Genomic DNA, 12261 nt, shown 5'->3' with positions numbered 1-12261 from the left:
AGAGACGAGCATGACGAACACACAAGCTCCTGCACTGAAGGTGGCAGGTATTTCCAAACGCTTTGGCGGTTTGCAGGCCCTCTCGGATGTGGGTCTGACCATCGAGCGCGGCCAGGTCTATGGCCTGATCGGCCCCAATGGCGCCGGCAAGACTACGTTCTTCAATGTGATCACCGGGCTGTACACGCCCGACAGCGGCAGCTTCGAGCTGGCCGGCAAGCCCTACGAGCCCAAGGCCGTGCACCTGGTGGCCAAGGCCGGCATTGCGCGCACCTTCCAGAACATCCGTCTGTTCTCCGACATGACGGCGCTGGAGAACGTGATGGTGGGCCGCCATGTGCGCAGCCACTCGGGTCTGCTAGGGGCGATCTTCCGCACGCCGGGCTTCAAGGCCGAGGAGCGCGCGATTGCCGAGCGCGCCCGCGAGTTGCTGGCCTATGTGGGCATCGAGCGCTATGCCGATTACAAGGCGCGCACCCTGTCCTATGGCGACCAGCGCCGCCTGGAGATTGCCCGCGCGCTGGCCACCGACCCGCAGCTGATTGCGCTCGATGAGCCCGCCGCCGGCATGAATGCGACCGAGAAGGTGCAGCTGCGCGAGCTGATAGACCGCATTCGCCAGGACAACCGCACCATCTTGCTGATCGAGCACGATGTGAAGCTGGTGATGGGTCTGTGCGACCGGGTGACGGTGCTCGACTACGGCAAGCGGCTGGCCGAGGGCTCGCCCGCCGAGGTGCAGAAAGACGAAAAAGTGATTGAGGCCTATCTGGGCACCGGAGGACACTGAGCATGGTTGACAAGACATCCAACCCCGTACTGCTGAAGGTACGCGGGCTGAAAGTGGCCTATGGAGGCATTCAGGCCGTCAAGGGCGTCGATTTCGAGGTGCATGAGGGTGAGCTGGTGTCCCTGATCGGCTCCAACGGCGCGGGCAAGACCACGACGATGAAGGCGGTGACGGCCACGCAGGCGATCAATGACGGGCAGATCGAGTTTCTGGGCGAAAACCTCAAGGGCCGCGGCGCCTGGGACCTGGTGGCCAAGGGCCTGGTGATGGTGCCCGAAGGGCGGGGCGTGTTCACGCGCCAGACCATCACCGACAACCTGATGCTGGGCGCCTACCTGCGCAAGGACAAGGCCGGCATCCAGGCCGACATCGAGAAGATGTTCAACATCTTCCCGCGCCTGCGTGAGCGCAAGGACCAGCTGGCGGGCACCATGTCCGGCGGTGAGCAGCAGATGCTGGCGATGGCGCGCGCGCTGATGGCGCAGCCCAAGCTGCTGCTGCTCGATGAGCCGTCGATGGGGCTGTCGCCGATCATGGTGGACAAGATCTTCGAGGTGGTGCGCGATGTCTATGCGATGGGCGTGACCATCGTGCTGGTCGAGCAGAACGCGAGCCGCGCGCTGGCCATTGCCGACCGGGGCTATGTGATGGAGTCAGGCATCATCACGATGACCGGCCTGGGCCAGCAGCTGCTGGCCGACCCCAAGGTGCGCGCCGCCTACCTGGGCGAATAGCCGCAGCGCACATCCAGCTCCCCACAAGCACTGCCTCGGCAGTGCTTTTTTCATGGCTGCCGTTTTTTTGGAGGAGGGGCGGCGCCTGCTGCCATTGCTCCCCAGAACACTGCTCAAGCTGACGGCGGCATGGGCAAGGCTTCGCGCTTTTGGAGACAGTGCCAGCCTGGCTTGCTTCCTCTATACGGAGCCTCGTGGGCAGGGCGCAGGCGGTGCGGTTTTGGGCGCGGCGGCTTCAAATGCGACAAAGAAATGACAATTGCATTTAAAATTGGTGAATTTTGCAGTGCAGCAATGCGCCGTGAATGACAGATTTTGCGCACGGCAAACCGCTGACACCGCTGACAATTCAAGGAGTTGCAGGGTAGCGGCGGGGCCCTGGGGCCCGGGCTGGCAAGCCAGTGTCCGGCCGGGAGTGCGCAGGTTTTTTCCTTTTTTGCATTGAAACCGAATAGGTGCACCCATGCTCTTTGGCAAACTCTTGCCGCGCGAAGGCAATTTCTTCGAACTCTTCAACCAGCACGCTGACCGCATCGTAGAAGCGGCCCATGCGTTCTCCCAACTGGTCGCCAATTACAACGACCCCCATCTGCGTGAGCGATACAACCAGGATGTGGACAATGCCGAGCGCGCTGCCGATCGCGTCACCCACGAGGTCAACCGCACCCTGCACAAGACCTTCATCACGCCCATCGACCGGGAACAGATCCACTCGCTGATCAACACCATGGACGATGTGGCCGACCTGATCCAGGATTCGGCCGAGACCATGGCGCTGTACGACGTGCGCCACATGACCGAGGAAATCACCCGCCTGACGGATCTGAGCGTCAAGTGCTGTGAGCGCGTGCGTGATGCCGTCAAGATGCTCGACCGCATTGCTGACCCGGCCACCACCGAAGCGGCCATCAAGACCTGCGAAGAGATCGACCGCCTCGAGAGTGATGCCGACCGCGTCATGCGCGCGGCGATGAGCAAGCTCTTTCGCGAGGAGCCCGATGTGCGCGAGGTGATCAAGCTCAAGGCCATCTACGAGCTGCTGGAGACCATCACCGACAAGTGCGAGGATGTGGCCAACCACATCGAAGGCATCATCCTGGAAAACTCCTGATCCGTTGCAGCAAGCAGGAGACTGAACTTCCATGGAACCGATGCAAACAGCCCTGTGGGTGATTGTCGTGCTGGTGGCGCTGGCCATCTTGTTCGACTTCATGAACGGGTTTCATGACGCGGCCAACTCGATTGCGACCGTTGTCTCTACCGGCGTGCTCAAGCCCACCCAGGCGGTGGTGTTCGCAGCATTTTTCAACTTTGTGGCGATCTTTGTCTTCCACCTGAGTGTGGCAGCCACCATTGGTAAAGGCATTGTCCAGCCGGGCATTGTTGATACCCATGTGATCTTTGGCGCCTTGGTGGGCGCCATCGTCTGGAACCTGATTACCTGGTACTACGGCATTCCATCCAGCTCATCGCATGCGCTGATCGGCGGCATCGTGGGCGCGGTGATTGCCAAGGCAGGTGCGGGTTCATTGATAGCCAGCGGCATCTGGAAGACCGTGGCTTTTATCTTCGTCTCTCCCGTGCTTGGCTTCTTGCTGGGCTCGGTGATGATGGTGGTCGTGGCCTGGCTGTTCCGCCGCACCACGCCGGGCCGGGTCGACAAGTGGTTCCGCCGCCTGCAGCTGGTGTCTGCCGGTGCCTATAGCCTGGGCCATGGCGGTAATGATGCGCAAAAGACCATCGGTATCATCTGGCTGCTGTTGTTGTCTACTGGCTATGTCTCGGCGACCGATGCCAGCCCACCTACCTGGGTCATTGTCTCGTGCTACGCGGCCATTGGCCTGGGCACCATGTTCGGTGGCTGGCGCATCGTCAAGACCATGGGCCAGAAGATCACCAAGCTCAAGCCCGTGGGCGGCTTCTGTGCCGAAACCGGTGGCGCCATGACCTTGTTCATCGCCACGGCGCTGGGCGTGCCGGTTTCGACCACGCACACCATCACAGGTGCCATTGTCGGCGTGGGCTCTACCCAGCGCATGAGCGCGGTGCGCTGGGGCGTTGCCGGCAACATCGTCTGGGCCTGGGTGCTGACCATTCCGGCCAGTGCCTTTGTGGCAGCGTTTGCTTACTGGGTAAGTTTGCAAATCTATTGATGGTGGTTGGTTGATAGCCAAAAGGCGGCTGGCGGATATGATCTGCCAGCCGTTTTACTTTGGACACAACCATTGCCATGCGTGATCTACCTTTAACTCCCTCATTTTTTCCGCTGCATCCTCTTGGGTGGGTGGCTGCCGCCATGGCGTTGCTGTGCTTGGGGGGCGTTGCGGTGGCCTGGTTGCTGGCAGGGTGGCTGGCACAGCCACACCGCCAGCACATCGGTGCAGCGCCCCCGGAGCTGGGCGCAGTAGCGGTGGAGATCGCATCTGCAGATGGTGCGGTACGTGGCTGGTATGCCCCCGGTGAGCCAGGCCGGGGCGCCGTGCTGCTGCTGCACGGCATACGATCCGACCGCCGTGCGATGCTGCCACGGGCGCTGGCCCTGCAGCGCATGGGCCATGGTGTATTGCTGATGGACTTGCCCGCGCATGGCGAAAGCGATGGCGACATGCTGTCGTTCGGCCCCCGTGAGGGCCTGGGGGTTGCCCAGGCACTGACCTGGCTGCAGGAGCAGCAGCCAGCGGAAAAAGTAGCGGTGATCGGCGTGTCCTTGGGCGGTGCGAGTCTGTTGATGGCCGAGCTGCCGCAGTCACCCGATGCCGTGGTGCTGGAAGGAGTGTTTCCCACCCTGCGGGCCGCAGTGGACAACCGGGTGCGCGCTGTGCTGGGTCCCTTGGGGCCATTGGCGCGGATGGCCACCCCCTTGTTGCTGTGGCAGATGCCGCTGCGCCTGGGCCTGGAGCCGCACAAGCTGCGGCCGATTGACCACCTGGCAGCCTGGACCCTGCCGGTGATGGTGCTGGGTGGCACGGAAGACCGTTACACCCCGCCCGCCGAGACCCGGCAGATGGCAGAGGCTGCAAACCAGGCAAGGCGATCACCGCAGCCGCTGTGGCTGGTGCCGGGTGCGGCCCATGTGGACCTGCACCAGTTTGCGCCGCAGGCTTATGAGGAGCAGGTGTTCGGCTTTCTCCGCGCGCATCTGCAGACACGCTGACCTTGCACCACCATCTCCTTACTGCGAAATCTTGCGCGCTTCCTCGATCTGGTACTGGAAGTAGTGCTCGAAGCTGTAGGCCAGGCTGGCCATCAGGATCGTGGTGCCGATCAGGAGCGAAGCCACAATGCCGAAAATCGTCAGCCAGCGGGTGCGGCCGGGCAGCGCGTCTTCGGGCAGGCTGGGGTTGTGGCGCGCGTTCCACTTCTCAGGTGCCATCAGCCCGTAGACGATGGCTGTCAATGCGCAGGCCGCAATGGTGAAGCCCAGCAGCGGCACCAGCAGCCAGCTGACCTGGTCGTCAATGCCATGGCTGGCAATGCGCTCCATGCCATACAGGCCCAGCGCCGTGGGAATGGGCAGCAGCCAGCCGATCATGTCGCCCAGGCCATACAGGTAGAAGCGGTGCAGGCCCAGCGGCCCCCCCAGAAAAGCCAGCCAGGTGGCCAAGGTCTTGCTCTTGCTGCGCGGCATTGCGTGGGTGAGGGGGTGGCTCATAGGCGGGTAGGGTGGGTTAGGTGGCGGGGGCGCTGTGGTCTCCATCGCCCAGGGTTTTTTCCATCATCACGATATCCAACCAGCGGCCAAATTTCCAGCCCACCGAGCGCATCACGCCCACCTGGCTAAAACCGGCTGCGCGGTGCACGCCGACCGAGCCGAGGTTGTTGGAGTCACCGATCACGGCGATGAGCTTGCGCACACCGGCGGCCTCGCAGTGCGCGATCAAGGCGTCCATCAGCAGGCGCCCCAGGCCCCGGCCATGTTGGCCATCTGCCACATAGATCGAGTCCTCCGCCGAGAAGCGGTAGGCTGGCCGCGCCTTGAACCAGTTCGCATAGGCAAAGCCCAGGATCTGGCCGTCGGCATCCTCGGCCACCAGGTAGGGGAGCTGGCGCGACAATACCTCGTCTCGGCGTCGGGTCATTTCCTCTTCGCTGGGGGCTTCGGTCTCAAAGCTGCCCGTGCCATGCAGCACATGGTGGGCATAAATGCGGGTGATGGCGGGAAGATCCTGGGGGGTGCTGGCACGAACACTTGGCATGGTTGAAAGAAGTTTGTATAATTTGCGGCTTTACTGCGTGTCGCTGGCCGGGTGGCTAGTTGCGTGTCTCAAACGTGGTAAGAAAACTAACCACCCGAAGGATTATTATGGTCGTTATTCGACTCTCCCGTGGCGGCTCCAAGGCCCGTCCGTTCTACAACATCGTTGTTGCTGACAAGCGCGTGCGCCGTGACGGCTCGTTCATCGAGCGCGTGGGTTTCTACAACCCACTGGCCAAGGAAGGCGTTGAAGGCCTGCGCGTTGCTCTGGACCGCGTGGCTTACTGGAAGAGCGTTGGTGCTCAGGCTTCCACCACCGTGGACCGTCTGGTCAAGCAAGCTGCTGCCAAGGCTGCTTAATTTGCCTCTCTCATCATGGATGGTGCTCCGGTACCATTCGTGCATGCGGGCCGCTGCTGCGATGAGCACTGCGGCCCGTTTTTTATTGCCCTGTTGAACTGCCATGCCCGCTACCGAGTTGTTGTTAAGCCCTGCCACCTTGCCCGATGACGCCATTGAAGTGGCGCGCATCGCCGATGCCTGGGGCGTCAAGGGCTGGTTCAAGGTGATTGCCCTCAGCCCCGACCCGCAGGCGCTGCTCAAGTCCAAGCTGTGGTTCATCCAGCCACCCGAGAAGGGTGCACGCCACTTCCAGGGCGTTGCCCAGCTGGAGATGCGCCAGGCGCGTTTCCATGGCGATGGCATGGTGGGCTGGGCCCAGGGCGTGGACGACCGCGACCAGGCGGAAAAGCTCAAGGGTGCCCGGGTGTTCATCTCGCGCGCCGATTTCCCCAAGACCGAAGACGGCGAGTACTACTGGGTGGACCTGCTGGGTCTGGCCGTGGTCAACCGCGAAGGCGTGGCACTGGGCACCGTGAGTGACCTGATGGCCTCCGGCCCCCAGACCGTGCTGGTGCTGAACTATGAAGAAGACGGCAAGACGCAGGAGCGCCTGATCCCGTTTGTCGACGCCTTTGTCGACGAGGTCTCGCTGCCCAACAAGCGCATCACGGTCGACTGGCAGCCGGACTACTGATCGTGCCGGGCACACAGGCCGCCAGCGGGGAGAATCTTTATGCGCTTTGACATCATCACCTTGTTCCCCGAGCTGTTCAGCCCCTTTGTCGAGGTGGGCGTGACGCGCCGCGCCTACAGCAGCGGCCAGGTGGCAGTGCAGTGCTGGAACCCGCGCGATTACGCACCCGGCAACTACCGCCGCGTGGATGACCGCCCCTTTGGTGGCGGCCCCGGCATGGTGATGATGGCCCAGCCGCTGGCCGATTGCCTGGCCGCTATCCGCGCCGCGCGTGCCGAGGCTGAGCCTGCGCCGCTGGTGCTGTTCTCGCCGATTGGCGAGCGCATTGACCATGCCCAGGTGCAGGGCTGGTCCGATTCGCAAGGGGCCATCCTGCTGTGCGGCCGCTATGAAGGCGTGGACCAGCGCTTTATTGACCGCCATGTCGATGTGCAGCTGAGCCTGGGCGATTTTGTGCTTTCTGGCGGTGAGATTGCGGCGATGGCCTTGCTCGATGCGGTGGCCCGCCTGCAACCCGGTGTGCTGCATGACGAGGGCAGCCACCAGTTCGACAGCTTCAACCCCGCGCTCGACGGCCTGTTGGATTGCCCCCACTACACCCGGCCCGAGGTCTGGGAGGGTGAGCCAGTGCCGGCGGCCCTGCTGTCGGGCCACCATGCCAATATCGAGCGCTGGCGCCGCGAGCAAAGCCTGCGCAACACGGCCATCCACCGCCCTGAGCTGCTGGACCAGGCGCGCAGCCGCAAGCAGCTCAGCCGCAAGGATGAGCAGCTGCTGGCCAGTGACGATTTGGTAAATTTGGCAAAACCGCTATAATTGCCGGTTTTACGATCCTCTACACGGCCGCTTTTTTCAATGGTGAGAGAAGCAACATGCCGCACATGCCCCGTACACCGTGCTGGGCGCGGCTGCCAAATTCATGGCGCGCGTATGATCGTTGGATGAAACCATGAACCTGATCCAGATTCTCGAGCAAGAAGAAATTGCTCGCCTGAACAAGACCATTCCTGAATTTGCCCCTGGCGACACCGTGATCGTGAGCGTGAACGTTGTTGAAGGTACGCGCAAGCGCGTGCAGGCTTACGAAGGCGTGGTGATTGCCAAGCGCAATCGCGGTCTGAACAGCGGCTTCACCGTGCGCAAGATCTCCAGCGGCGAAGGCGTGGAACGTACGTTCCAAACCTACAGCCCTATGATCGCCGGTATCGAAGTCAAGCGTCGCGGCGATGTGCGCCGTGCCAAGCTGTACTACCTGCGTGAACGCAGCGGCAAGTCGGCTCGTATCAAGGAAAAGCTGCCAGCACGCAAGGCAGCACCTGTGGCAGCTGCGTAATAACGCTGCGACAGAGCCCAGTGCTGAAAGCCGCTACAGTGCAAGCTGTGGCGGCTTTTTTACATGGGCCGCTGCTTGCTGCCCCCGTCTATGTCCAACGCATCCTCTCCCTCGCCTTCCCCATCCCCCGCCGCCACCGCCCGGGTGTCGTCCATCATGGATCCACGCCGCGCACCGGTGGTGCAGATCGATTCGGCCCTGCCGGCGGTCGCGCCGCGTATGTTGCTGGCCGATTCGCTGCGCCAGGCCTTTGTCACCCATCCGCATGGCGGTGAGCCGGAGATCTTCCGCGAGCGCAGCTGGACGGACCGCCCCCCGGCCAAGGCCGCCGTGCTGGTGGCGCTGGTGCAGCGCCAGGAGATGCATGTGCTGCTGACCCAGCGCAGTGCCGGCCTGAGCAACCATTCCGGACAGATTGCCTTCCCCGGCGGCCGCCAGGATCCGGAGGACCGCGATATCAACGACACCGCGCTGCGTGAGGCCTGGGAAGAGGTGGGGCTGGCGCGCGAGCGGGTCGAGATCATTGGTCGCCTGCCCGAGTACGCCACCGGCTCGGGCTTTGAGGTGACGCCCATCGTCGGGCTGGTGCAGCCACCGTTCAAGCTGCGGGCCAATCCGGGCGAGGTGGACGAGGTGTTCGAGGTGCCGCTGTCCTTCTTGATGAACCCGGCGCACCACCACTGGCAGCAGCTGGACACGCCGGAGTTCAGCCGGCGCTGGCTCTCCATGCCCTATGAGGACCCGGAGTCGGGCAGCGAGCGCTTTATCTGGGGGGCTACGGCCAGCATGCTGCGCAATTTGTACCGGTTTTTGGCGTTTCCACCCGCGTTGTAGTTTGTAACGGCTTGTGTGATACATCACAGCCGGTATGATCACTGTCCATGAGTTTTTTCGCCACGCTGATGGCCCTGCTGCTGGAGCAGGCCAAGTCCCTGTCCCGCGACAACCCGGTCTATGCCGGCGTGCGGGCCTGGGTGCAATGGCTCAGCCGCAATCTGGATGCTGGCGAGCAACGCCACGGCTGGCTGGCCTGGAGCGTGGCCGTGCTGCTGCCCACCGCGCTGGCCATGGGCATGCACTGGCTGCTGGTCACCCTGGTGGGCTGGCCGCTGGCGATGGCCTGGCATGTGCTGGTGCTGTATGTGACCTTGGGCTTTCGCCAGTTCAGCCACCATTTCACCCGCATCCGCCATGCGCTGGAGTCCGGCGACGAAGAGCAGGCGCGCCAGTACCTGGCCGATTGGCAGCAGGTCAATGCCGATGACCTGCCGCGCCGCGAGATCGTGCGCCATGTGATCGAATACTCGGTACTGGCCGCGCACCGCCATGTGTTTGGTGTGCTGGCCTGCTACTCCATCGGCTCGGCGCTGGGCCTGGGGCCTGCCGGCGCGGTGTTTTTCCGCATGGCTGAATATGCGTCGCGCTTTGCGCGCAAGTCGCCTGAGCCTGCCGCCCTGGTGCAAGGCGCTTTCGAGACGGTCGCCGCCAAGGCCTGGACGGTGGTGGACTGGCTGCCCTCCCGGCTGACCGCGCTGAGCTTTGCCGTGGTGGGCAATTTTGAAGAGGCGATCGACGGCTGGCGCTTTCAGACCCAGCATTTTCCCAATGACAACGATGGCGTGATTCTGGCCGCCACCGCCGGCGCCATCGATGTGCGCCTGGGCGGTGTGGCCTTGCGCGCCCGCAGTGTGGATATCGATGCGGCAGCGCCCTTGCAGATCCAGGGCGATGGCGCCACCACCCCGGGCCGTGACCCGGAAGTGGCCCACCTGCGCAGCGTGGTGGGCCTGGTGTGGCGCTCCGTCGTTGTTTGGATGTTGCTGCTCGCGCTGCTCACCCTGGCGCGTCTGCTGGGCTGAACGATCAGGCAGTTTGCAGCGCAGCGGCAGGGCTGCGGCGCTGGCCCATGGCCACCAGCACCAGGCCGATGGCCGACAGCGCTGCAGCGCCCCAGATGATCGACAGCAGGCCTGCGCCGGCAATCAGGCTACCGCCGACCCAGGCACCCAGTGCATTGCCCAGGTTGAAGGCGGCAATGTTCAGGCTGGAGGCCAGGGTGGCGCCCTGGCTGCCCACACCTTGCATCACCCGCATCTGCATGGGGGCCACGGTGGCGAAAGCGACGACGCCCAGCACCGTCACATAGGCCATGGCCACGCCGGCCGAGATGCCAAAGGCCCAGCGGCCTGCCAGCAGCACGGCGACCAAGGCGCCCAGGGTGATCCACAGTGCGCGCACCACGCCCCGGTCGGCCAGCTTGCCGCCGGCGATATTGCCCAGGGCCGAGCCGGCGCCAAACAGCAGCAGGCTCACGGCCACACCGGTGTTGCCCATCTGGGTGATCTGCGACAGCAGCGGCTCCACATAGGTGTAGAGCGCAAACACACCACCAAAGCCGAAGACCGTCATGCCCAGGCCCAGCCACAAGGGCGTGCTCGCCAGGATGGACAGCTCATCGCGCAGTGCAGCGGGCGCCGCCTGCTGGAGCTTGCTGGGTACAAAGGCGGCCAGAATGCCCAGCGCGACCACGCCGATCACGGCCACGGCCGCAAAGGCCATGCGCCAGCCAAAATGCTGGCCAATCCAGGTGCCGGCAGGCACACCCAGCAAGGTCGCCAGGGTCAGGCCCGAGAACATCAGCGCAATGGCCGAGGCCTGCTTGTCCTTGGCCACCAGTCCGGTGGCCACGACGGCGCCCACGCCAAAGAAGGTGCCATGGGTGAGCGAGGTCAGCATGCGCGCGCCCATCAGCCAGCCGTAGCTGGGGGCCATGGCTGCGGCGATGTTGCCGGCGATGAAGATCAGCATCAGGCCCAGCAGCAGCCATTTGCGCGGCCAGTGGCGTGTGGCCAGGGTGAGCACGGGCGCGCCAATGGCCACGCCAAAGGCATAGCCGGAGATGAGGGTGCCGGCCGTGGGGATGCTGATGCCCAGGTCCTGGCTGACCTGGGTGAGCAGGCCCATGATGATGAATTCGGTGGTGCCGATGCCAAAGGCACCGGCGGCGAGCGCCAGCAATGAGACAGGCATGAGAGTTTTCCTTGTGTGATGCGATGGCCGGTGGCCTTGTTGAGGAGATGGATTGTGAAGTGCCGCCTGATTCTTGTGTAGCCGGAACAATGGAAAGGTATTTGTTCCCAGATGGAATAAATAGGTGCAGAATTTGCCACCACCATCTGCAGCTATGACGCTTTTGACCATGCGAAACCCCGCCTTTCCCGCCAGCTCGACCTTTGAGACCAACCGCTCCGGCGAGCTGGAGGTGTTTGTGCAAGTGGCCGAGCACGGCAGCTTCTCGGCCGCTGCCCGTCACCTGGGCGTGTCGCCCTCGGCCACCAGCAAGATCGTGGCGCGCATGGAGGCGCGGCTGGGCGCGCAGCTGCTGCTGCGCAGCACGCGCCGGGTGCAGCTGACGCCGGAGGGCCGCCAGCTCTATGAGCGCGGCCAGCGCGTGCTGGCCGATCTGCAGGAGGCCGAAGCGGCCGCATCGCTGCGCAGCACCCCCAAGGGCGTTGTGCGCATCAACTCCAGCTCATCGACCGGGCAGGCCATCCTGGTGCCGCTGATGGTCCGGCTGATGCAGCAGTACCCCGGCCTGGTGCTGGACCTGAGCTTTACCGACGAGGTGGTGGACCTGATGGAGGCGCGGGCCGATATCGCGATCCGCTGGGGCAAGCTGCCGGCCTCGGACATGGTGGCGCGGCTGCTGGGCCATACCCGCCAGGTGATCGTGGCGGCACCGGCCTACCTGGATGCGCATGGCGTGCCCACACACCCCGATACGCTGGGCGGCCATGTGCGCATTGGCTGGAACTACCAGCGCACGGTGCCGCACTGGCCATTTCGGGTGGCGGGGCAGGATGTGGAGGTGCCGATTGGCGAGCTGCTGCGCGTCAACGATGGCGATGTAATGCGCAACCTGGCAGTGGAGGGGGTGGGGCTGGCGCGGCTGTCGCTGTTCCATGCCTGGCACGATATCGCGGCGGGCCGGCTGCAGGTGGTGCTGGAGGCCTTCAACACCGGCGTGCTGGAGCCCATCCATGCGGTCTACCTGGGCAAGCCCGAGCGCCTGCCGTCGCGCACCCGCGCGGTGCTTGATTTTCTGAAAGCCCATGTCGACCTGGGCCATGCCGAGACCCTGCCCAAACAGTGGTGCCGGGGCTAAGTATCAAC

The 12261-nt window shown here is 63.9% G+C and carries 15 protein-coding genes; 12 read left to right on the top strand and 3 right to left on the bottom strand.

The features are described 5' to 3' along the window. Positions 1–10: 10 nt before the first annotated feature. From LPW39_RS06585 to LPW39_RS06565, 5 genes are all read left to right on the top strand, one after another. Complete coding sequence (locus tag LPW39_RS06585; RefSeq protein WP_230772797.1) at positions 11–790, top strand: ABC transporter ATP-binding protein; 780 nt, start codon at positions 11–13, stop codon at positions 788–790. 2 nt (positions 791–792) lie between these two features. Next, on the top strand, positions 793–1524 hold the full coding sequence (locus LPW39_RS06580; protein WP_230772785.1) for an ABC transporter ATP-binding protein: 732 nt from the start codon (positions 793–795) through the stop codon (positions 1522–1524). Positions 1525–1987: 463 nt separating this feature from the next. Then, positions 1988–2635, top strand: coding sequence for a DUF47 domain-containing protein (locus tag LPW39_RS06575; protein WP_230772779.1), 648 nt, complete (start codon positions 1988–1990; stop codon positions 2633–2635). 31 nt (positions 2636–2666) lie between these two features. After that, positions 2667–3677 carry an inorganic phosphate transporter gene (locus tag LPW39_RS06570; protein WP_230772777.1) on the top strand — a complete coding sequence of 337 codons (1011 nt, stop codon included), beginning with the start codon at positions 2667–2669 and terminating at the stop codon, positions 3675–3677. Between the two features lie 143 nt (positions 3678–3820). Beyond that, the gene (locus LPW39_RS06565; protein ID WP_230772775.1) at positions 3821–4678 is read left to right on the top strand and encodes an alpha/beta hydrolase; all 858 of its coding nucleotides are present in this window, start codon (positions 3821–3823) and stop codon (positions 4676–4678) included. 18 nt (positions 4679–4696) lie between these two features. Here the strand turns inward: LPW39_RS06565 and LPW39_RS06560 are convergent, their stop codons facing one another. After that, a complete protein-coding gene (locus LPW39_RS06560; protein ID WP_230772773.1) occupies positions 4697–5176 on the bottom strand; it encodes a TM2 domain-containing protein in 480 nt (159 codons plus the stop codon). Positions 5177–5192: 16 nt separating this feature from the next. Beyond that, on the bottom strand, positions 5193–5720 hold the full coding sequence (locus LPW39_RS06555; protein ID WP_230772771.1) for a GNAT family N-acetyltransferase: 528 nt from the start codon (positions 5718–5720) through the stop codon (positions 5193–5195). Between the two features lie 107 nt (positions 5721–5827). On the opposite strand from LPW39_RS06555, the gene rpsP reads away from it, so the two are divergent. The 6 genes from rpsP to LPW39_RS06525 all read left to right on the top strand — a co-directional run bounded on the left by rpsP (position 5828) and on the right by LPW39_RS06525 (position 9947). Further along, positions 5828–6079 carry a 30S ribosomal protein S16 gene (gene rpsP / locus LPW39_RS06550; RefSeq protein ID WP_116927508.1) on the top strand — a complete coding sequence of 84 codons (252 nt, stop codon included), beginning with the start codon at positions 5828–5830 and terminating at the stop codon, positions 6077–6079. A 103-nt stretch (positions 6080–6182) separates the two neighbouring features. Further along, on the top strand, positions 6183–6755 hold the full coding sequence (gene rimM / locus LPW39_RS06545) for a ribosome maturation factor RimM (RefSeq protein WP_133854975.1): 573 nt from the start codon (positions 6183–6185) through the stop codon (positions 6753–6755). 39 nt (positions 6756–6794) lie between these two features. After that, complete coding sequence (gene trmD, locus LPW39_RS06540; RefSeq protein WP_230772769.1) at positions 6795–7571, top strand: tRNA (guanosine(37)-N1)-methyltransferase TrmD; 777 nt, start codon at positions 6795–6797, stop codon at positions 7569–7571. A 133-nt stretch (positions 7572–7704) separates the two neighbouring features. Next, positions 7705–8088 carry a 50S ribosomal protein L19 gene (gene rplS, locus LPW39_RS06535; RefSeq protein WP_027011119.1) on the top strand — a complete coding sequence of 128 codons (384 nt, stop codon included), beginning with the start codon at positions 7705–7707 and terminating at the stop codon, positions 8086–8088. Positions 8089–8178: 90 nt separating this feature from the next. Continuing rightward, on the top strand, positions 8179–8922 hold the full coding sequence (locus LPW39_RS06530) for a CoA pyrophosphatase (protein WP_230772761.1): 744 nt from the start codon (positions 8179–8181) through the stop codon (positions 8920–8922). A 47-nt stretch (positions 8923–8969) separates the two neighbouring features. Continuing rightward, the gene (locus LPW39_RS06525) at positions 8970–9947 is read left to right on the top strand and encodes a CobD/CbiB family protein (RefSeq protein ID WP_230772753.1); all 978 of its coding nucleotides are present in this window, start codon (positions 8970–8972) and stop codon (positions 9945–9947) included. 4 nt (positions 9948–9951) lie between these two features. Here LPW39_RS06525 and LPW39_RS06520 read toward each other — a convergent pair whose 3' ends face one another. Beyond that, positions 9952–11118 (bottom strand): MFS transporter, encoded by a 1167-nt coding sequence (locus LPW39_RS06520; protein ID WP_133854971.1) that lies wholly within the window; start codon positions 11116–11118, stop codon positions 9952–9954. Positions 11119–11287: 169 nt separating this feature from the next. Here LPW39_RS06520 and LPW39_RS06515 point away from each other — a divergent pair, with 169 nt between their 5' ends. Continuing rightward, complete coding sequence (locus LPW39_RS06515; RefSeq protein WP_230772751.1) at positions 11288–12253, top strand: LysR family transcriptional regulator; 966 nt, start codon at positions 11288–11290, stop codon at positions 12251–12253. Positions 12254–12261: the final 8 nt, after the last annotated feature.

Origin of the sequence: Comamonas koreensis (assembly GCF_021026195.1) — a bacterium.
Lineage (GTDB): Bacteria > Pseudomonadota > Gammaproteobacteria > Burkholderiales > Burkholderiaceae_C > Comamonas > Comamonas koreensis.
The sequence above is the reverse complement of the archived record's forward strand: the minus strand, read 5'-3'. Positions and strand labels throughout refer to the sequence as shown.

Bases quoted from the DNA above. Each gene is read 5' to 3' on its own strand.
- LPW39_RS06565 (WP_230772775.1), top strand. From the start codon at position 3,821: ATGGCGTTGCTGTGCTTGGGGGGCGTTGCGGTGGCCTGGTTGCTGGCA.
- LPW39_RS06525 (WP_230772753.1), top strand. From the start codon at position 8,970: ATGAGTTTTTTCGCCACGCTGATGGCCCTGCTGCTGGAGCAGGCCAAG.
- LPW39_RS06520 (WP_133854971.1), bottom strand. From the start codon at position 11,118: ATGCCTGTCTCATTGCTGGCGCTCGCCGCCGGTGCCTTTGGCATCGGC.
- trmD (WP_230772769.1), top strand. From the start codon at position 6,795: ATGCGCTTTGACATCATCACCTTGTTCCCCGAGCTGTTCAGCCCCTTT.
- LPW39_RS06515 (WP_230772751.1), top strand. From the start codon at position 11,288: ATGCGAAACCCCGCCTTTCCCGCCAGCTCGACCTTTGAGACCAACCGC.
- LPW39_RS06570 (WP_230772777.1), top strand. From the start codon at position 2,667: ATGGAACCGATGCAAACAGCCCTGTGGGTGATTGTCGTGCTGGTGGCG.
- LPW39_RS06580 (WP_230772785.1), top strand. From the start codon at position 793: ATGGTTGACAAGACATCCAACCCCGTACTGCTGAAGGTACGCGGGCTG.
- LPW39_RS06575 (WP_230772779.1), top strand. From the start codon at position 1,988: ATGCTCTTTGGCAAACTCTTGCCGCGCGAAGGCAATTTCTTCGAACTC.
- LPW39_RS06555 (WP_230772771.1), bottom strand. From the start codon at position 5,720: ATGCCAAGTGTTCGTGCCAGCACCCCCCAGGATCTTCCCGCCATCACC.
- rpsP (WP_116927508.1), top strand. From the start codon at position 5,828: ATGGTCGTTATTCGACTCTCCCGTGGCGGCTCCAAGGCCCGTCCGTTC.
- LPW39_RS06585 (WP_230772797.1), top strand. From the start codon at position 11: ATGACGAACACACAAGCTCCTGCACTGAAGGTGGCAGGTATTTCCAAA.
- LPW39_RS06530 (WP_230772761.1), top strand. From the start codon at position 8,179: ATGTCCAACGCATCCTCTCCCTCGCCTTCCCCATCCCCCGCCGCCACC.
- rimM (WP_133854975.1), top strand. From the start codon at position 6,183: ATGCCCGCTACCGAGTTGTTGTTAAGCCCTGCCACCTTGCCCGATGAC.
- LPW39_RS06560 (WP_230772773.1), bottom strand. From the start codon at position 5,176: ATGAGCCACCCCCTCACCCACGCAATGCCGCGCAGCAAGAGCAAGACC.
- rplS (WP_027011119.1), top strand. From the start codon at position 7,705: ATGAACCTGATCCAGATTCTCGAGCAAGAAGAAATTGCTCGCCTGAAC.